The organism is Streptomyces sp. NPDC053513, from assembly GCF_044544765.1.
In the GTDB taxonomy this organism is placed as follows: Bacteria; Actinomycetota; Actinomycetes; order Streptomycetales; family Streptomycetaceae; genus Streptomyces; species Streptomyces litmocidini.
In genome coordinates, this window is sequence record NZ_JBITXP010000009.1 from 25,113 (window position 1) to 43,020 (window position 17,908).

General features: G+C 72.9%; 16 protein-coding genes and 1 tRNA gene. 13 read left to right on the plus strand and 4 right to left on the minus strand.

Annotation, left to right across the window (positions count from 1 at the left end; translation table 11 throughout):
* Positions 1-222: 222 nt before the first annotated feature.
* From ACIGW4_RS17320 to ACIGW4_RS17345, 6 genes are all read left to right on the plus strand, one after another.
* Entirely contained in the window at positions 223-1,854 is a 1,632-nt protein-coding gene (locus tag ACIGW4_RS17320) for an ABC transporter substrate-binding protein (RefSeq protein WP_398707296.1), read from the plus strand.
* A gap of 92 nt (positions 1,855-1,946) precedes the next feature.
* Entirely contained in the window at positions 1,947-2,870 is a 924-nt protein-coding gene (locus tag ACIGW4_RS17325; RefSeq protein ID WP_359588807.1) for an ABC transporter permease, read from the plus strand.
* Entirely contained in the window at positions 2,863-3,858 is a 996-nt protein-coding gene (locus ACIGW4_RS17330) for an ABC transporter permease (protein WP_123455249.1), read from the plus strand. Before ACIGW4_RS17325 ends, ACIGW4_RS17330 begins: the two co-directional genes overlap by 8 nt.
* A 6-nt stretch (positions 3,859-3,864) precedes the next feature.
* A complete protein-coding gene (locus ACIGW4_RS17335; protein ID WP_123455250.1) occupies positions 3,865-4,848 on the plus strand; it encodes an ABC transporter ATP-binding protein in 984 nt (327 codons plus the stop codon).
* A complete protein-coding gene (locus tag ACIGW4_RS17340; RefSeq protein ID WP_398707299.1) occupies positions 4,841-5,902 on the plus strand; it encodes an ABC transporter ATP-binding protein in 1,062 nt (353 codons plus the stop codon). Before ACIGW4_RS17335 ends, ACIGW4_RS17340 begins: the two co-directional genes overlap by 8 nt.
* A 293-nt stretch (positions 5,903-6,195) precedes the next feature.
* Positions 6,196-7,131 carry a hypothetical protein gene (locus tag ACIGW4_RS17345; protein ID WP_399581336.1) on the plus strand — a complete coding sequence of 312 codons (936 nt, stop codon included), beginning with the start codon at positions 6,196-6,198 and terminating at the stop codon, positions 7,129-7,131.
* A 1-nt stretch (position 7,132) separates the two neighbouring features.
* On the opposite strand, the gene ACIGW4_RS17350 is transcribed toward ACIGW4_RS17345, so the two are convergent.
* Positions 7,133-9,301 carry an alpha/beta fold hydrolase gene (locus tag ACIGW4_RS17350; RefSeq protein ID WP_399581338.1) on the minus strand — a complete coding sequence of 723 codons (2,169 nt, stop codon included), beginning with the start codon at positions 9,299-9,301 and terminating at the stop codon, positions 7,133-7,135.
* 177 nt (positions 9,302-9,478) lie between these two features.
* On the opposite strand from ACIGW4_RS17350, the gene ACIGW4_RS17355 reads away from it, so the two are divergent.
* The 5 genes from ACIGW4_RS17355 (at position 9,479) to ACIGW4_RS17375 (ending at position 13,570) form a co-directional block, all read left to right on the plus strand.
* Positions 9,479-9,673 (plus strand): hypothetical protein, encoded by a 195-nt coding sequence (locus ACIGW4_RS17355; RefSeq protein ID WP_015035959.1) that lies wholly within the window; start codon positions 9,479-9,481, stop codon positions 9,671-9,673.
* A 34-nt stretch (positions 9,674-9,707) separates the two neighbouring features.
* Positions 9,708-10,598, plus strand: a complete 891-nt coding sequence (gene mshB, locus ACIGW4_RS17360; RefSeq protein ID WP_398707305.1) for an N-acetyl-1-D-myo-inositol-2-amino-2-deoxy-alpha-D-glucopyranoside deacetylase — start codon at positions 9,708-9,710, stop codon at positions 10,596-10,598.
* Positions 10,595-10,978, plus strand: a complete 384-nt coding sequence (locus tag ACIGW4_RS17365) for a DUF6113 family protein (protein ID WP_399581340.1) — start codon at positions 10,595-10,597, stop codon at positions 10,976-10,978. The genes mshB and ACIGW4_RS17365 overlap by 4 nt, the downstream gene beginning before the upstream one ends.
* 176 nt (positions 10,979-11,154) lie before the next feature.
* Positions 11,155-13,356: a hypothetical protein gene (locus ACIGW4_RS17370; protein ID WP_399581342.1), complete on the plus strand. Its 2,202-nt coding sequence runs from the start codon at positions 11,155-11,157 to the stop codon at positions 13,354-13,356.
* Positions 13,357-13,495: 139 nt separating this feature from the next.
* A tRNA-Leu gene (locus tag ACIGW4_RS17375) sits at positions 13,496-13,570 on the plus strand.
* Positions 13,571-13,597: 27 nt separating this feature from the next.
* On the opposite strand, the gene ACIGW4_RS17380 is transcribed toward ACIGW4_RS17375, so the two are convergent.
* Both ACIGW4_RS17380 and ACIGW4_RS17385 read right to left on the minus strand, forming a co-directional pair.
* On the minus strand, positions 13,598-14,455 hold the full coding sequence (locus ACIGW4_RS17380) for a transglutaminase-like domain-containing protein (RefSeq protein ID WP_123455256.1): 858 nt from the start codon (positions 14,453-14,455) through the stop codon (positions 13,598-13,600).
* A complete protein-coding gene (locus tag ACIGW4_RS17385; RefSeq protein ID WP_123455257.1) occupies positions 14,440-15,504 on the minus strand; it encodes a GNAT family N-acetyltransferase in 1,065 nt (354 codons plus the stop codon). The genes ACIGW4_RS17380 and ACIGW4_RS17385 overlap by 16 nt, the downstream gene beginning before the upstream one ends.
* A 112-nt stretch (positions 15,505-15,616) precedes the next feature.
* Here ACIGW4_RS17385 and fdxA point away from each other — a divergent pair, with 112 nt between their 5' ends.
* Positions 15,617-15,937 (plus strand): ferredoxin, encoded by a 321-nt coding sequence (fdxA, locus tag ACIGW4_RS17390; RefSeq protein ID WP_015035968.1) that lies wholly within the window; start codon positions 15,617-15,619, stop codon positions 15,935-15,937.
* An 83-nt stretch (positions 15,938-16,020) separates the two neighbouring features.
* A complete protein-coding gene (dapC, locus tag ACIGW4_RS17395) occupies positions 16,021-17,118 on the plus strand; it encodes a succinyldiaminopimelate transaminase (RefSeq protein WP_123455258.1) in 1,098 nt (365 codons plus the stop codon).
* 74 nt (positions 17,119-17,192) lie between these two features.
* Here the strand turns inward: dapC and ACIGW4_RS17400 are convergent, their stop codons facing one another.
* Entirely contained in the window at positions 17,193-17,651 is a 459-nt protein-coding gene (locus tag ACIGW4_RS17400) for an ATP-binding protein (protein WP_123455259.1), read from the minus strand.
* Positions 17,652-17,908 lie beyond the last annotated feature (257 nt).

Sequence of the window (17,908 nt, forward strand, 5' to 3'; positions counted from 1 at the left end):
CCGGCACCCGCAAGGGCGCCGGGGGCCTTTCCGTCGCCCCGGGGCGTCCCGCGGGAGCGGCCGCCGGAACGCGGCCTTCCCCGGCCGATCCGCCGCCCGGAGCGCGGCCTTCCCCGGCCGATCCCCCGGCCGCAACCCGGACAGGCGTCGCCGAGATGCGACCCTGTCCGGGTTGCGGTGGTATGGGGGCCTAAGTCTCGGCAAGACAACGGGAGGCACTCCATGCGCGGAGCCACGCACGCCAAGTGGGCCGCACTGGCCACCGCCGTCGCCCTCGCGGCGACGGCCTGTGGTGGTGGCGGCGACAGCGGCGGCGGTGGCGGAGGGGCCGACGGCATCGTGAGTTCCTCGTGGGGCGACCCGCAGAACCCGCTGGAGCCCGCCAACACCAACGAGGTCCAGGGCGGCAAGGTCCTGTCCATGATCTTCCGCGGGCTCAAGCAGTACGACCCGAAGACCGGCGAGGCCAAGGACATGCTCGCCGAGAAGATCGAGACCACCGACTCGACGAACTTCACCATCACGGTCAAGGACGGCTGGACCTTCTCCAACGGCGAGAAGGTCACCGCGAAGTCCTTCGTCGACGCCTGGAACTACGGCGCGAACCTGAAGAACAACCAGAAGGGCGCCTACTTCTTCGGCTACATCGAGGGGTACGACAAGGTCCACCCCGACAAGGGCGCGCCGACGGCCACGACCCTGTCCGGGCTCAAGGTCACCGGGGAGCGGACCTTCACGGTCAAGCTGACCCAGAAGTTCTCGACCTTCCCCGACACCCTCGGCTACGCGGCCTTCGCCCCGCTGCCCCAGGCCTTCTTCACCGATCACACCGGTTGGCTCAGCAAGCCGATCGGCAACGGCCCGTACACGGTCGACTCCTACTCCAAGGGCTCCCAGATGGCCCTCAAGAAGTGGGACGCCTACCCCGGTCCCGACAAGGCCCAGAACGGCGGCATCACCCTCAAGGTCTACACCGACAACAACACCGCCTACACGGACCTGACGGCCGGCAACCTCGACCTCGTCGACGACGTCCCCGCCGCGCAGCTCAAGAACGTCTCCGCCGACCTCGGCGACCGGTACATCAACACCCCCGCCGGCATCATCCAGACGCTCTCCTTCCCGTTCTACGACCCGGCCTGGAACAAGCCCGGTCAGGAGAAGCTCCGCACGGGCCTCTCCATGGCGATCGACCGGGACCAGATCACCCAGACGATCTTCCAGAAGACCCGCACCCCCGCCAAGGACTGGACCTCCCCGGTCCTCGGCGAGGCCGGCGGCTTCAAGGACATCTGCGGCGACGCCTGCAAGTACAACCCCACCGAGGCCAAGAAGCTGGTCGCCGAGGGCGGCGGCATCCCCGGCGGCACGATGACGATCTCGTACAACGCCGACACCGGCTCCCACAAGGAGTGGGTGGACGCGGTCTGCAACTCCATCAACAACGCGCTCGGCAACAACAAGGCCTGCGTCGGCAACCCGATCGGCACCTTCGCCGACTTCCGCAGCCAGGTCAGCACCCAGAAGATGAAGGGCCCGTTCCGCGCCGGCTGGCAGATGGACTACCCGCTCATCCAGAACTTCCTCCAGCCGCTGTACTACACCAACGCCTCCTCCAATGACGGCAAGTACTCGAACCCCCAGTTCGACAAGCTGGTCAACCAGGCCAACGCCGAGACCGACGCCTCCAAGGCCGTCGGGATCTTCCAGCAGGCGGAAGGGGTCCTGAAGAACGACATGGGGGCCATCCCGCTCTGGTACCAGAACGGCAGCGCCGGCTACTCGGACCGCGTCGAGAACGTGTCCCTGAACCCCTTCAGCGTCCCGGTCTACGACCAGATCAAGGTCAAGTGACGCCGTAGCAGTCAGACGGCGTACGGCCCGGACCGCGGACCTCCGCACCGGGCCGTACGCCGTCCCGCAACCCGCCCTTCCTGGAGGCCTCCGTGGGTCGATACGTGATCCGGCGGCTGCTGCAGATGATCCCGGTCTTCTTCGGCGCCACGCTGCTGATCTTCCTGATGGTGAACGTGATGGGCGACCCCGTCGCCGGGCTGTGCGGCGACCGCGCCTGCGACCCGGCCACCGCCGCCCAGCTGGAGAAGGAGTTCGGCCTCGACAAGCCGGTCTGGCAGCAATACCTGACCTACATGGGCAACGTCTTCACCGGGGACTTCGGCACCGCCTTCAACGGCCAGGAGGTCACCGAGCTGATGGCCAACGCCTTCCCGGTCACCATCCGGCTCACCATCGTCGCGATCCTCTTCGAGATCGTCATCGGCATTACCCTCGGCGTCGTCACCGGACTCAAGCGCGGCCACCCCGTCGACACCTCGGTGCTGCTGCTGACCCTGGTCGTCCTCTCCGTCCCGACCTTCGTCACCGGTCTGCTGCTCCAGCTGCTCCTCGGCGTCGAATGGGGCTGGATCAAACCCGCCGTCTCACCCGAGGCGCCCTTCAACGAGCTGATCGTCCCCGGCCTCGTCCTCGCGTCCGTCTCGCTCGCGTACGTCACGCGTCTCACCCGGACCTCCATCGCCGAGAACAAGCGCGCCGACTACGTCCGCACGGCCGTCGCCAAGGGCCTTCCGCGCCGCCGGGTCGTCACCCGGCACCTGCTGCGCAACAGCCTCATCCCCGTGGTGACCTTCATCGGCGCCGACATCGGCGCCCTCATGGGCGGCGCCATCGTCACCGAACGGATCTTCAACATCCACGGCGTCGGCTACCAGCTCTACCAGGGCATCGTCCGCCAGAACACCCAGACGGTCGTCGGCTTCGTGACCATCCTCGTCCTGGTGTTCCTGCTGGCCAACCTCCTGGTCGACCTCCTGTACGCCGTCCTTGACCCGAGGATCCGCTATGCCTGAGCCGCTCGAACCCCTTGAGTCCTACGACGAAGGGCGTGCCATCGCCTCCACCGGCGCCGGCGGCGCCTCCGACCTCGGCACGGCGGAGGCGGAGACGCTGGAGAGGACACCGGGCGGCCCCGAGGGCACCGGTGCCGACAAGAAGCCCCGCTCCCTCTGGTCCGACGCCTGGCACGACCTGCGCCGCAACCCCATCTTCATCATCTCCGCGCTCGTCATCCTCTTCCTGGTCGTCATCTCCATCTGGCCCTCGCTGATCGCCTCCGGGGACCCCCTCGACTGCGACCTGTCCAAGGCCCAGGAGGGCTCCCAGCCCGGCCACCCCTTCGGCTTCAACGGCCAGGGCTGCGACGTCTACACCCGGGTCGTCTACGGCGCCCGCACCTCCGTCACCGTCGGCGTCTGCGCCACCCTCGGCGTCGCGATCCTCGGCGGCATCCTCGGCGGCCTCGCCGGCTTCTTCGGCGGCGCCTGGGACGGCTTCCTCTCCCGGATCACCGACGTCTTCTTCGCCATCCCCGTCGTCCTCGGCGGCCTGGTGCTCCTCTCGGTCGTGACCAGCTCCACCGTCTGGCCCGTCATCGGCTTCATGGTGCTGCTCGGCTGGCCGCAGATCTCCCGCATCGCACGCGGCTCCGTCATCACCGCCAAACAGAACGACTACGTCCAGGCCGCCCGCGCGCTCGGAGCCTCCAACTCCCGGATGATGCTCCGGCACATCACACCGAACGCCATCGCCCCCGTGATCGTCGTCGCCACCATCGCCCTCGGCACGTACATCGCGCTCGAGGCGACCCTGTCGTACCTCGGCGTCGGCCTGAAGCCGCCGACCGTCTCCTGGGGCATCGACATCTCCTCGGCGTCGCAGTACATCCGCAACGCGCCCCACATGCTGCTCTGGCCCGCCGGCGCGCTCGCCATCACCGTGCTCGCGTTCATCATGCTCGGCGACGCGGTGCGCGACGCCCTCGACCCGAAGCTGAGGTAGGGACCCATGCTGCTCGAAGTGCGCGACCTGCACGTGGAGTTCCACACCCGGGACGGGGTGGCGAAGGCGGTCAACGGCGTCAACTACTCGGTCGACGCGGGGGAGACCCTCGCCGTCCTCGGCGAGTCCGGCTCCGGCAAGTCCGTCACCGCCCAGGCCGTCATGGGCATCCTCGACATCCCGCCGGGGAAGATCAGCGGCGGCGAGATCCTCTTCCAGGGCCAGGACCTGCTGAAGCTCAAGGAGGAGGAGCGGCGCAAGGTCCGCGGCGCCAAGATGGCGATGATCTTCCAGGACGCGCTGTCCTCCCTCAACCCCGTCATCAGCGTCGGCGACCAGCTCGGCGAGATGTTCCGGGTCCACCGGGGGATGTCCCGCAAGGACTCCCGGGCCAAGGCCGTCGAGCTGATGGACCGGGTCCGCATCCCCGCCGCCAAGGAACGCGTCGGCCAGTACCCCCACCAGTTCTCCGGCGGCATGCGTCAGCGCATCATGATCGCGATGGCGCTCGCCCTCGAACCCGAACTGATCATCGCCGACGAGCCCACCACCGCCCTCGACGTCACCGTCCAGGCCCAGGTCATGGACCTCCTCGCCGAGCTCCAGCGCGAGCTCAACATGGGCCTCATCCTCATCACCCACGACCTCGGCGTCGTCGCCGACGTCGCCGACAAGATCGCCGTCATGTACGCGGGGAAGATCGTCGAACAGGCACCCGTCCACGAGATCTACAAGGCCCCCGCCCACCCCTACACCCGGGGCCTCCTCGACTCCATCCCGCGCCTCGACCAGAAGGGCCAGCAGCTCTACGCGATCAAGGGCCTCCCGCCCAACCTCCTCGCCATCCCGCCCGGCTGCTCCTTCAACCCGCGCTGCCCGCTCGCCCGGGACCGCTGCCGCACCGACGTGCCCCCGCTGTACGACGTGACCGAGTCCCCGGTGCCGCGCTCCAGCGCCTGCCACTTCTGGAAGGAGTGCCTCCATGGCTGAGGCGATTCTCGAAGTCCGGGACCTCCACAAGCACTACCCGCTGACCCGGGGCGTCCTCTTCAAGAAGCAGGTCGGCGCCGTCAAGGCCGTCGACGGGGTCGACTTCGACCTCGTCGCCGGCGAGACCCTCGGCATCGTCGGCGAATCCGGCTGCGGCAAGTCCACCGTCGCGAAGATGCTGGTCAACCTGGAGAAACCGACCTCGGGAACCATCCGCTACAAGGGCGAGGACATCACCAAGCTCTCCCCGCGCGCCCTGAAGGCCGTCCGCCGCAACATCCAGATGGTCTTCCAGGACCCGTACACCTCGCTCAACCCGCGCATGACCGTCGGCGACATCATCGGCGAGCCGTACGAGATCCACCCCGAGGTCGCCCCCAAGGGCGACCGGCGCCGCAAGGTCCAGGACCTCCTGGACGTCGTCGGCCTCAACCCCGAGTACATCAACCGCTATCCGCACCAGTTCTCCGGCGGCCAGCGCCAGCGCATCGGCATCGCCCGCGGCCTCGCCCTCCAGCCCGAGATCATCGTCGCGGACGAGCCCGTCTCCGCGCTCGACGTCTCCGTCCAGGCGCAGGTCGTCAACCTCCTCGACAACCTGCAGACCGAGTTCTCCCTGTCGTACGTCTTCATCGCCCACGACCTCTCGATCGTCCGGCACATCTCCGACCGCGTCGGCGTGATGTACCTCGGCCGGATCGTCGAGATCGGCACCGACGCCGAGATCTACGACCACCCCACCCACCCCTACACCCAGGCGCTGCTCTCCGCCGTGCCCGTGCCGGACCCGGAGGCGCGCGAGCACCGTGAGCGCATCCTCCTCACCGGCGACGTGCCCTCCCCGGCCAACATCCCCTCCGGCTGCCGCTTCCGCACCCGCTGCTGGAAGGCCCAGGAGCGCTGCGCCCTGGAGGTCCCGCTCCTCGCCGTCCCGGCCGCCTTCCGCCTCACGGACAGCCCCGCGCGACACGACTCCGCCTGCCACTTCGCCGAGGAGAAGCAGGTCGTCCCGCCGGAGACGCCGGAGACGCCGGGGCCGCCCGAAATGCCTTGACCGGCAGGCAACTCCACGGAAACGGATCCGATATACGGACAGGGCAGGGTCGTCTGCGTACGGCCCGTGCGGGTGCCGTGAGCCGGCCGGGGCGCACCATGCCGCCCCGGCCGGCCGCCATCCACGGTCCACGCCGGCCCGCCCGTCCCAGTCGCGCCCCCCTTTCACGCCGGTCCACGCCGGCCCGCCCGTCCCGGCCAGCGCCCGCGGTCCACGCCCGCCCGCCCGGCCGCCATCCGCCGTTCATGCCGAACCGCTTGTCCCGGTCGGTCGCGACGGTGAGTATCGGGACCGTGACTGTGACACGACCGGCACGTCTCACCGGCGCCGCGCTCTGCGCCGCGCTCGCCCTCACCGTCGCCGTGTGGATCCTCCAGGACCTCGCCGTGCTCGGCTCGCCCGTCGACCTCGCCCGGTACTGGGCCGGGGACCACCGCTTCCCGACCCGGGGACGGTCCGCCACCTCCCCGCTCGACCCCGTGCTCCTCGCCGCCTACGCCGCCACCGCCGTCGCCGCGCTCCGCTCCCCGCACGCGGCCTCCGCCCTCGCCGCCGCCGGGACGGCCACCCTCGCCCTGCGCCTCCCCGGCCTCTGGGCGGCCGGGAACGGCACCCTCGTCACCGCCCTCCTCGAACTGGCCCTCGCCGCCGGACTCCTCCTCACCGCCGCCGTCGGCCGCCCGGCGGACGCCCCGCACGAGCCGCGGCCCGCCCGGCCCCGGACCGGCCCCGCCGTCACCGCCGGGATCCTCCTCGCGGCCGCCGCGCTCCTCCTCGCTCTGGGGGAGCTGTACCGGGCCGGCGCCCTGCCCCTCGAAGCCACCGTCGACCGGTTCACCGGCGGCCGCTCCGTCGTCGCCCCCGCCCTCGCGCCCCCGCCCGGCTGGCTGTCGGCGATCGCCGCCGGGCTGTACGGCACGGCCGCCGTCTCCTGCCTCTTACGGGCCCGCCACGCCCGGGCCTTCGGGCTCCTCGCCGCCGCGCTCCTGACGGCGGACGGCCTCGGCGGGGTCGCCCGCGCCGTCCGGTACGAGACCCTCACCCGCCTCGGCGACCTCGCCGCCCCGGACGCGGCGGACGTCCTCACCTCCGTCTTCGAGCTCCTCGCCGGCCTCGCGGTGCTCCTCCTCCTGGCCGGGCGCGACGCCCCCGCCGTCGCGCCCGGACCGCACCCGGCGGCCGGGGCGCGGCCCCCGGCCCCGCCCCACCCGACGCCGCCCGGCTGGTGACTCAGCCCGTGATGCCCAGCGACCGCTTCAGGAAGTCGACCTGGAGCAGCAGCAGGTTCTCCGCCACCTGCTCCTGCGGCGTCATGTGCGTCACCCCGGACAGCGGCAGCACCTCGTGCGGCCGGCCCGCCGCGAGCAGCGCCGACGACAGCCGCAGCGCGTGCCCCACCACCACGTTGTCGTCGGCGAGACCGTGCACGACCATCATCGGCCGGGCCGGCTCCTCCGGCGCCGTCAGACCGTCGTCGGTCAGCAGCGACTGCGCCGCGTACACCTCCGGATCGTCCTGCGGGGTGCCGAGGTACCGCTCCGTGTAGTGCGTGTCGTACAGCCGCCAGTCCGTCACCGGCGCCCCGACCACGGCCGCGTGGAAGACGTCGGGCCTCTGCAGCACCGCCCGGGCCGCCAGATAGCCGCCGTACGACCAGCCGCGGATCGCCACCCGGTCCAGATCGAGCGGGAGGCTCCCGGCCAGCGCCCGCAGCGCCTCCACCTGGTCGTCGAGCGTCGCCCCGAAGTCCCGCACGATCGACTTCTCCCAGGCCGGGGAGCGGCCCGGCACGCCCCGCCCGTCCGCCACGACCACCGCGAAGCCCTGGTCGGCGAACCACTGCGAGGTCAGGTGCGGATTGTGCGCCGCGAGCACCCGCTGCCCGTGCGGACCGCCGTACGGGTCCATCAGGACCGGCAGCGGCCCGTCCCCCTCCGCGTACCCCGAGGGCAGCAGCACCGCGCACGGGATCCGCCGCGCCCCCGCCTCCGTCAGCCGCACCCGGGCGGAGATCACCGGCCGCTGGGCGTACGAGGCCACCACCGCGACCTGCTCGCCGTCCCGCAGCACCCGGGCCGTGCTCCCCGGCTCCTCCGGCCGCGCCGACACCAGGACGGTCACGGCCCCCGAACGCACCGCCCCGTGCACGCCGGTGCCCTCCGACAGTCGCGTCAGGCACTCCGCACCCCGCCCGGTCACCCGGTACACATGGATCTCGCCGGTCTCCGGCTCCGCCGCCGCCTCACCCGCGGAGGCCGACACGAGGACGTCGTCCGCCCCCACGTCGAGCACCGCCCGGACGTGCAGCCCCGCGTCCGTCCACGTCTCCTCCCCGACGGCCAGGGCCCTCGCCCCGCCCTCGTCGGTGACCCGGACGAGCCCTCCGCCCGGACCCCACGCCGGCACCCCGTGGTGCAGCTCCAGCCACGCCGGGTCCGTCTCCGTCCGCACGGTCGCCGTCCTGCCCGACTCCGGGCCCACCGTCAGGAACAGCTGCTCCCGCTGGTCCCGCGTCTGCACGAGCAGCAGCGGCGCCCCGGCCGCCGACCAGTGCACCCGCGCCAGGTACGGATACCGCTCCCGGTCCCACACCACCTCCGTACGGGACCCGTCGAGGCCGATCAGGAACAGCCGCACCTCCGCGTTGGCCGTCCCCGCCGCCGGGTACCCCACCCGCTGCGGCTCCCGCTCCGGGTGCGCCGGGTCCGCGATCCACCAGCGGCGCACCGCCCGGTCGTCCGCCCGCGCCACGAGCAGCCGGTCCGAGGCGGGCGACCACCAGTGGCCGCGCTCCCGCCCCATCTCCTCCGAGGCGATGAATTCGGCCAATCCGTAGGAGGCGTGCTCGCCCTCCGGGACGGCCAGCGCCCGGTCGCCCGCACCGTCCGCGCCCACCACCCGCAGCGCGCCCTCCGCCACGTACGCCACGAACCGCCCGTCCGGCGAGGGACGGGGGTCGATCACCGGCCCCGGCACCGGCAGCTCCCGCGCCGTCCCCGCCCGCAGCTCCGCCGTGAACAGCCGCCCCGACAGCGCGAACGCCGCCAACTCCACGGCCGCGTCCACCGCGTACGCCACGATCCCCGCCGAGCCCTCCCGGCTCCGCTCCCGGCGCGCCCGCTCCTGCGGCGACAACTCCTCCTCCGCGCCCGCGAGCAGCGTCACCGGGTCGGCGGCGACCCGCTCCCCGGGCGCGCCGTCCCGGGGCAGGTCCAGCACCCAGAGCCGGTGCGAACGGTCCGTCCCGGAACCGGATCTGACGAACACCACGCGCTCCCCGTCCGGGGAGACCGAGAAGCCGCGCGGGACCCCCAGGGTGAACCGCTGGGTCCGGGCGTGCTGGCGGGGGAAGGAGAGACCGGCCGAGGGTGTGGCCGGCTGCTGCGAAGACAAGGTCATGCGGCTGAAACTAGCGCCGTGCGCCCCCCTCGTGCCTCCGTCCGCCGATCGATGCGGCCGCACGGATAGTTATGATCCGTAGCGCTAGGTGGGTATGCATCGGACCGGCATGCCCTCTGGCACATGCTGATCGACCGAACCGCTCGAATATCCGACCGAAGGTGGAGGTGAACCGCCGTGGCACTCTCGATCTCCGTGGTGGTGCTGCTGGCGATCGTCGTCTTCCTGCTGATCCGGAAATCCGGGCTGAAGGCTGGACATGCGGCGGTCTGCGCGCTCCTGGGCTTCTACCTGGCGAGCTCCTCCATCGCCCCGTCCATCAGCACCCTCACCACCAACGTGGCGGGCATGATCGGCGGCCTCAAGTTCTGACCTGGTGACCTGCCCGACCTCGTAGGGTGGGGGCATGTCCGATCTCCCCGCCCGCCGTCTGCTGCTCGTGCACGCGCACCCGGACGACGAGTCGATCAACAACGGCGCCACCATGGCCAGGTACGCGGCCGAGGGCGCCCTCGTCACCCTCGTCACCTGCACGCTCGGAGAGGAGGGCGAGGTCATCCCGCCCGACCTCGCCCACCTGGCCCCCGACCGGGAGGACCGGCTCGGCCCGCACCGCGTGGGCGAACTCGCCGCCGCGATGACCGAGCTGGGCGTCACCGACCACCGCTTCCTCGGCGGTCCCGGCCGCTTCCGCGACTCCGGGATGATGGGCGCCGAGCAGAACAAGCGTGCCAACGCCTTCTGGAACACCGACGTCGACACCGCCGCGCCCCACCTCGTCGAGGTGATCCGCGAGACCCGCCCGCAGGTCCTCGTCACCTACGACCCCGACGGCGGCTACGGCCACCCCGACCACATCCAGGCCCACCGGGTCGCCACCCGCGCCGCCGAACTCGCCGCCGACCCGGACTACCGCCCCGAACTCGGACCGGCCCACACGATCGCCAAGATCTACTGGAACCGCGTCCCGCGCCCCGTCGCCGAGGCCGCCTTCGCCCGGCTCCGCGCCGAGGGCTCCGTCTTCCCGGCCGTCGCCGCCGTCGACGACGTCCCCGGCGTCGTCGACGAGGACCGGATCACCGCCGAGATCGCCGCCGACCCCGCGTACACCGCCCGCAAGACCGCCGCGATGGCCGCCCACGCCACCCAAGTCGCCGTCGACGGCCCCTTCTTCGCCCTCTCCAACGACCTCGCCCAGCCGATCTTCACCACCGAGTACTACGAACTGGTCCAGGGCACGTCGGGCGCCCCCGAGGGCGAGCGCGAGACGGACCTCTTCGCGGGAGTGACCACGTGAGCCCCACCGCCCCCGCGCCCTCCCCGCTGCCCTCCCCGGGCGTCCGGTACGCCTCGTACGGCGTCCTGCTCGTCCTCGGCGCCCTCGTCGGGGCAGCCGGATCCCTCGTCCAAGCCGCCTGGTTCCCCGGCGGCTTGCTCCTCGCGCTCCTCGCGACCGCCGGCCTCTTCTACGGGGGGCTCCGCGCCACCGGCACCCAGGTCGGTGTCGCCGCCGCCGCCGCCGGCTGGCTCGTCGCCGTCATCCTGCTCAGCCTCGGACGCCCCGAGGGCGACGGCGCGTTCGGCGGAGGCGCCGGCGAGCTGATCTTCCTCTTCGGAGGCATGGCGCTCGCTGTGATGTGCGCCACTCTGCCCCGGTTGCCGCGACCGGCCCCGTGAGCAGGACGACTTGAGGTCGGGGTCGCCCTGACTTCGGCCGGATTGCCCGTCGTCATCCGCCCAGGGGTCGGGTATGAGTCGGCGGCGTTCAGTATGGTGGTGCGCGCCGCCGAACCGCCCGGGTCAACACGAGCATCAGCAAGAGCGGGCGGTGGAGCCAACCGGGAGATCCTGCTTTGAGTCGTGAAACTGGTCGAGAGACTGACAGTTCGTCCTCCGGCGCCCAGGCGCGCGGGGGAGCCGCGTACCCCTCGGGTACCCCGCCGTACGGATCCCGCCAGTATCCGTCGCTCCACCCCACGCAGGACGCGCCGGAGGAGACCGCCGCGTCCGCACCGCCGGAGGAGCCCAAGACCGAGACGACGCTGACGACCCGGATCCGGATCAACATCCCGGGTTCGCGTCCGATCCCGCCGGTCGTGGTCCGCAAGACGGTCAACGAGACGTCCGCCCCGGACTCCGAGCCCGTCGCGCAGCCGGAACCGGAGCCCGAGCCGGCGGCCCCCGCCCCGGAGCCCCCGCGGGCGGCCGAGGAGGCCCCGCAGGCACCGAAGGCGAAGGAGACGAGCGACTGGTTCGCCCCCCGCAAGGCGGCGGCCCCCAGCCCGGCTCCCGCTCCCGCCCCCGCGCCCGCGCCCGCGCCGATGGCCAAGCCCGCCCCGGCGCCGGCCGGACCGGACGCCCCGGGCACGGGCTTCGCGGGCTCGGCGACCTCCGGCGTCCCGACGGTCGGCACCACCCCGTCGAGCCGCCCGGTCACCGCGCCCGCCCCGACTCCGCCGGGCAACCCGCTGTACGAGAGCGGCACCCCGGCGGGCGGCACCCCGATGTACGACGGCACGCCCGCCGCGGGCACGCCCCTGTACGACGGCACCCCCGCCGACGGCACCCCGATGTACGACGGGACCCCAGCCGACGGCACCCCGATGTACGACGGGACCCCGGCGGGCGGCACCCCGATGTACGACGGCACGCCCGCCGCGGGCACGCCCCTGTACGACGGCACCCCGCCCGCCGGCACGCCCGCCCACCGCGGGCCGGGCCGCCCGGGCGGTCACGGCGCCCCGGCGGCGCCCACCGGCCCCACCACGGGACCGGTCACCGGCACCGCCTCCCTCGGCGGCACCGCCACCGGCCCCCGCCCCTTCGGCGGCGGCCAGGGCGCGGGCTCCCCGTTCGCCGGCGGCGCGCCCCGCATGTCCGACGACACCGCGATCCTGACGCCCCAGCAGCCCGCCCCGGCGCCCAGGTCCGGACCGGGCGCGCCGGGCGACAACGGCGCCCACATCTCCGGGGACACGCTCACCAGCGGCATCCCCGTGGTCCCGCCGACGGCGGCCCGCCCGAACCTGACCCCGCGCATCGAGGAGCACGCGACCCCGGCCCCCGCACCGCGCCAGGCACCGGCGGCCGACCGCGCCCCGGCGAAGAAGGGCCGCTCCAAGCTGGTCCTCGCCGCCGCCGGAGTCCTGGGCATCGCCGGCGTCGCCTACGGCGCCGGACTGCTCCTCAACCACTCCGACGTCCCCAAGGGCACCACGGTGCTCGGCGTGGACATCGGCGGCGGCACGAAGGAGGAGGCCGTCGACAAGCTGGACGCGGTCTTCGGCAAGCGGGCCACCACCCCGCTCCAGCTCGGCGTCGGCGGCAAGAGGGTCCAGCTGGCCCCGGACAAGGCGGGCCTGGCGCTCGACAGCCAGGAGACCGTCCGCGCGGCGGCCGGCAGCGACTACAACCCGGTCTCGGTGATCGGCTCCCTCTTCGGCGGGGAGCGGGACGCGCAGCCGGTGTTCCCCGTCGACAAGGAGAAGCTCGCCGTCGCCCTGACGGACCTGGCAGGCACCTCCGCGTCGGCGACCGAGGGCACGATCCTCTTCGCCCCGAACAAGGTGACCCCGGTCGAGGGCAGGCCCGGCCAGGGCCTGGACGTCCAGCGCTCGATGATCTCCGTCCAGGACGCCTTCCGCGCCCAGGTCGAGACCGGCCAGAACAAGCTGGTCGAGCTGCCGGTCACCACCCGCCGTCCGACCATCACCAAGGCCGAGCTGGACCGGGCGATGAAGGAGTTCGCGACGCCCGCCATGTCCGGCCTGATCAGGATCCAGGCGGGCGGCAGGCACATCGACTTCGGCCCGGCGCGGTCGCTGCCGCAGATCCTCTCGATGAAGGCCGTCGACGGCCATCTGGTCGAGGTCTACGACAAGAAGGCGATCGAGCGGCTCCTCGACGGAGCCTTCGACGGCGTCATGATCACCAAGGGCGACGGCAGCAAGCACCAGGTCTCCGCCGACGACGTGGCCTTCGCGATGCGCGACGCGCTGAGGGGCAAGACCCTCGCGGAGCGCACGAAGACGATCGACCTCAGCGGCGAGGGCTGACCGACCTCCTCTCCGCCGCCCGCGAGCCCCCGCCCCGCCCAGGGACGGGGGCTCGCGGCCGTGCCGGGGCGCGGCCGCGCCGGGGCGCCGAAAAGGGGTCGCCACCCCCGCCCACCCTCGCGTAGGGTCCCGCGCAAGGGCGGGGCCGTAGCACAGAGGTAGTGCGCCGCGACAGCATCTCGGAGGACGCCGGTTCGAATCCGGCCGCCCCGCCCCCTTCTCGCCCTCCGGCGAACATCCCCTAGTTGAGCAGCGCCCGCGCCGCCTGGGCCCGGCGGCGGATCGTCGTCGCGGACTCCGGGTCCACCGCGTCCATCACCTGGGCGTACGCCTCCATCTCCGCCGCCCCCGTGAGGAACTCCCCGCGCTGGACGAGCAGCTCGGCCCGCTCGTAGCGGAGCCTCGCCGGGTGGGAGGGGAGCAGCAAGGCGAGTTCCACGGCCCACAGGGCCACGTCGGAGCGCTCGGGGCGGGGGGCCGCCCAGGCGCGGATGTTGTTGAGGATCCGCAGGACGATCGCGCCGGGCTCGGCGGGACGCAGCATCGAGCGGTCGAGCGGCTCGCCCGTCGCGCTCGCCACCAGGAGCTCGGCGTCCGCGCCCGTCATCGCCCGGCCGCCCGCGAACGGATCGGCGAGGTCCAGGTCGGCCGGGTCGCCGAAGCCGACGACGAAGTGGCCGGGCAGCCCGAGCCCGTACACCGGGGCACCGGCCCGGCGGGCCACCTCCATCCAGACCACGGAGAGCAGGATGGGAAGGCCCCGGCGGCGCCGGAGCACCTCGTGCAGCAGCGAGGACTCCAGGCGCTGGTAGTCGGCCGGCACGCCCTCGAAGCCCTCGTGGCGGCCGAGGAGCGCGGCGAGCTCGGCGGCCCAGTCGCCGGTGAGCCGGGTCGCGTATGGGACGAGCCCGGCGAGCCGGTCGAGTTCGATCTCGGCCTCGTCGAGGACGCGCCGGGTCACGGAGGGGTCGGCCACCGCGCCGATCAGCAGGCAGAGCCGGGCGAGGTCGGGCCGCTCGGCGCGGGCCTCCTCGGCGAACTCCCGCCGCCAGTCGGCCGCGTCGACCGGTGGTACGTCCTCCGTCACGCCTCGGCCCATCGGTAGTGGTGGTAGTGGTGGTGGGGCGCGAAGCCCATCCCGTCGTACAGCGCCCGCGCGGCGTCGTTGTCCGCCTCCACCTGGAGCCAGGCCGCCGACGCGCCCTCGTCGAGCGCCTGCCGGGCGAGCGCCGTCATGACCGACGTCGCCAGGCCGAGGCGGCGCCGGTCGGGGTCGACCTCGACCGCCATGAAGCCGGCCCAGCGGCCGTCGACCACACAGCGTCCGATCGCCGCCGGTACCCCTCCCGTGCCCGGCACGGAGGCGAACCACACGCTCGGACCGGACGCGAGGACGGACCGGACGGCCGGGCTCGCCTCCTCGTCACCGGGGGAGCGCCGGTAGCGGCGCAGCCAGGCCTCGTCGAGCGTCCGGGAGAGGCGTACGGCGGAGACGTCGGCGTCCAGGTCGCCGATCGGGGCCAGCGCCCCGATCCGCACCTCGGCGGAGACCTCGCGCCGCCAGCCGTGCCGGTCGAGGGCGGCGCACAGCAGCTCCTGGGTGCCCTCGGCACCGGTGGCGGCCTGGACGTACGCGGGAAGCCCCCGGGCCGCGTACCACGCGCGCGCGTGCGTCAGCGCGTCGGCGACCGGCACCCCCGGATCGCCGAGCGCGAGGACGGAGTTGGCGCGGCGGGTGAAGCCCACCCGTCGCCCGGCCGCCGCCCCTCCGGGACGCCCTTCGGGCGGCACCTCGTAGAACGAGGCCCGCAAGACCCACTCGCCCAGGGGCTCGCTCTCGACGGGCTGCCACGCGCGCGCGGTGGCGCGGGCGAGCTCCGCGAAGGTGGCGGAGGGGCCGCGGCGGCGGGCCGGGGCGGCCGGGACGACCTTGCCCGCGGCCAGCGCGGATTCCGGGATGCGGACGCTCTCGCCGCTCTTTTGTGTGATCAGCAGCACACCGGATTCCCACGATGTGAGAACGCCGACCGCGTCGGTGAACTTCTCACCCGGTTCCGCCGGGTCCGTCACGTACCGAACGGAGACACGTTTTCCCACGTCAGCGCTGGTAATTCGCACCTCAAGACGTCCGCCTCCGGTGATTTCCACAGCTTCTCCGCCCCTCCTGTTCGGATCGCCCTCAAGAACGGAGATACTAGGTGCGGGCATCGACGACGCCGCGCTCCCGCGCAGACCAGCCCTATCGAGGAGGAACGACAGCGTGACCTACGTCATCGCGCAGCCTTGTGTCGACGTCAAGGACAAGGCGTGCATCGAGGAGTGCCCCGTCGACTGCATCTACGAGGGCAAGCGCTCCTTGTACATCCACCCGGACGAATGCGTCGACTGCGGGGCCTGTGAGCCGGTCTGCCCGGTCGAGGCGATCTTCTACGAGGACGACACCCCGGAGGAGTGGAAGGACTACTACAAGGCGAACGTCGAGTTCTTCGACGAGCTCGGTTCGCCCGGTGGTGCCTCCAAGCTCGGCGAGATCGAGCGCGACCACCCCTTCATCGCCGCCCTGCCGCCGCAGAACGGCTGATCATTCCGCTCTCGGTCCCGTACGGCGTCTGCGCTGTACGGGACCGACGCGTATCGCGTACGTACGAGGAAGTGAGCCAACCCGTGAGCGCAGTCTCTTCGCGCCTTCCCGTCTTCCCCTGGGACAAGCTGGAGCCGTACAAGAAGACGGCCCTGACCCACCCGGACGGAATCGTGGACCTGTCCGTCGGCACGCCCGTGGACCCGGTCCCCGCGCTGATCCAGGAGGCCCTGGTCGCGGCCGCGGACTCGCCGGGCTATCCCACGGTGTGGGGCACGAAGGAACTGCGGGACGCGCTCACCGGCTGGTGCGAGCGGCGCCTGGGCGCGGTGGGCTTCGCCCACGAGAACGTGCTCCCGGTGGTCGGCTCCAAGGAACTCGTGGCCTGGCTGCCGACGCAGCTGGGGCTCGGCGCGGGCGACGTGGTCGCCTACCCGCGGCTCGCGTACCCGACGTACGAGGTGGGGGCGCGGCTCTGCGGCGCGACGCCCGTCGTCTACGACGACCCCGTCGCCGACCTCGACCCGGCCGCGGTGAGGCTGCTCTGGCTCAACTCCCCGTCCAACCCGACCGGCAAGGTCCTCGCCGAGGACGAGCTGACCCGGATCGTGGCCTGGGCGCGCGAGCACGGGATCCTCGTCTTCTCCGACGAGTGCTACCTGGAGCTGGGCTGGGAGGCCGACCCGGTCTCGGTCCTGCACCCGGACGTCTGCGGCGGTTCGTACGAGGGGATCGTCGCGGTCCACTCGCTCTCCAAGCGCTCCAACCTGGCGGGCTACCGGGCGGCGTTCATCGCGGGCGACGCGGCGGTCCTGGGCGAGCTGCTCCAGATCCGCAAGCACGGCGGCATGATGACCGCCGCCCCGGTGCAGGCGGCGACGGTCGCGGCGCTCGGCGACGACGCGCACGTGGCCGAGCAGCGGGAGCGGTACGCGGCCCGCCGCGCGGCCCTCAAGGGAGCCCTGGAGGCGCACGGCTTCCGGATCGAGCACAGCGAGGCGAGCCTGTACCTGTGGGCGACCCGGGACGAGCCGTGCTGGGAGACGGTGGCGTACCTGGCGGAGAAGGGCATCCTGGTGGCGCCCGGCGACTTCTACGGCGAGGCCGGGGAGCGGTTCGTGCGGGTGGCGTTCACGGCGACGGACGAGCGGGTCGAGGCCGCGGTCAAGCGCCTGGGCTGACGGACACGCGCCGGAGGGCCCGGGGAGCAGGTGCTCCCCGGGCCCTCCGTGCGTTCCGGCGCGGGCCGGCCGGGTCAGCCGATCGGCAGGCCGCCGAGGGTCTGGCCGGTCGGCAGGCCGCCGAGGCCACCGCCCAGGGCGCCACCGGTGGGGCCCTCGGCGCTCTCGGCGGCGGCGCCGGCGGTCTGGCCGACGACCTCGCCCGTGCTGCCGGCCGTCTTGCCGACGACCTCCTGGGCGGCGGGGGTGGCGGTCTTGCCGGCCGTGCCGAGGGTCTTGCCCGCGGCCGGGACGGCCGTGCCGACGGCCTTGCTGCCGGTCTCGCCGACCACGCCGGTCGCGGTCTGCGAGGCGCTGTCGACGGCGCTGCCCGCCCCGGCGGCGTCCAGGGCGGTCACGCCGCCGAGGGCGCCGGCCGGCGCGAGGCTGTTGTCCAGAGCGCTCGCGGAGCCGGCCGCACCGACCACGGGGGCTGCTCCGGCCGCGACGATGAGGGCGGCGCGGGCGATCCGGCGGGTCAGGGAGAGGGACATGGTGCTCCTTCGACGAAGAGGACGATTACGCGGTGACAACCGGCTCTGGGGCGGGGGAGGTTGCGGAGGTCGAAGGTAAAGAGTTGGCAATGCGTCGTATTGTCGGGTGGGGAGGAAAACGGACGAACGTGTCATTGCGCAGACCCCTGCCGAACCGTCACTTCCCTTGTGCGCCAAGGGGTACGAGGGGAAGGGGTGACGCCTGGGAAACCCCCGGGAATCCCTCCCGCCCGCTCCCCGCCCCGTGCCACGCCCGA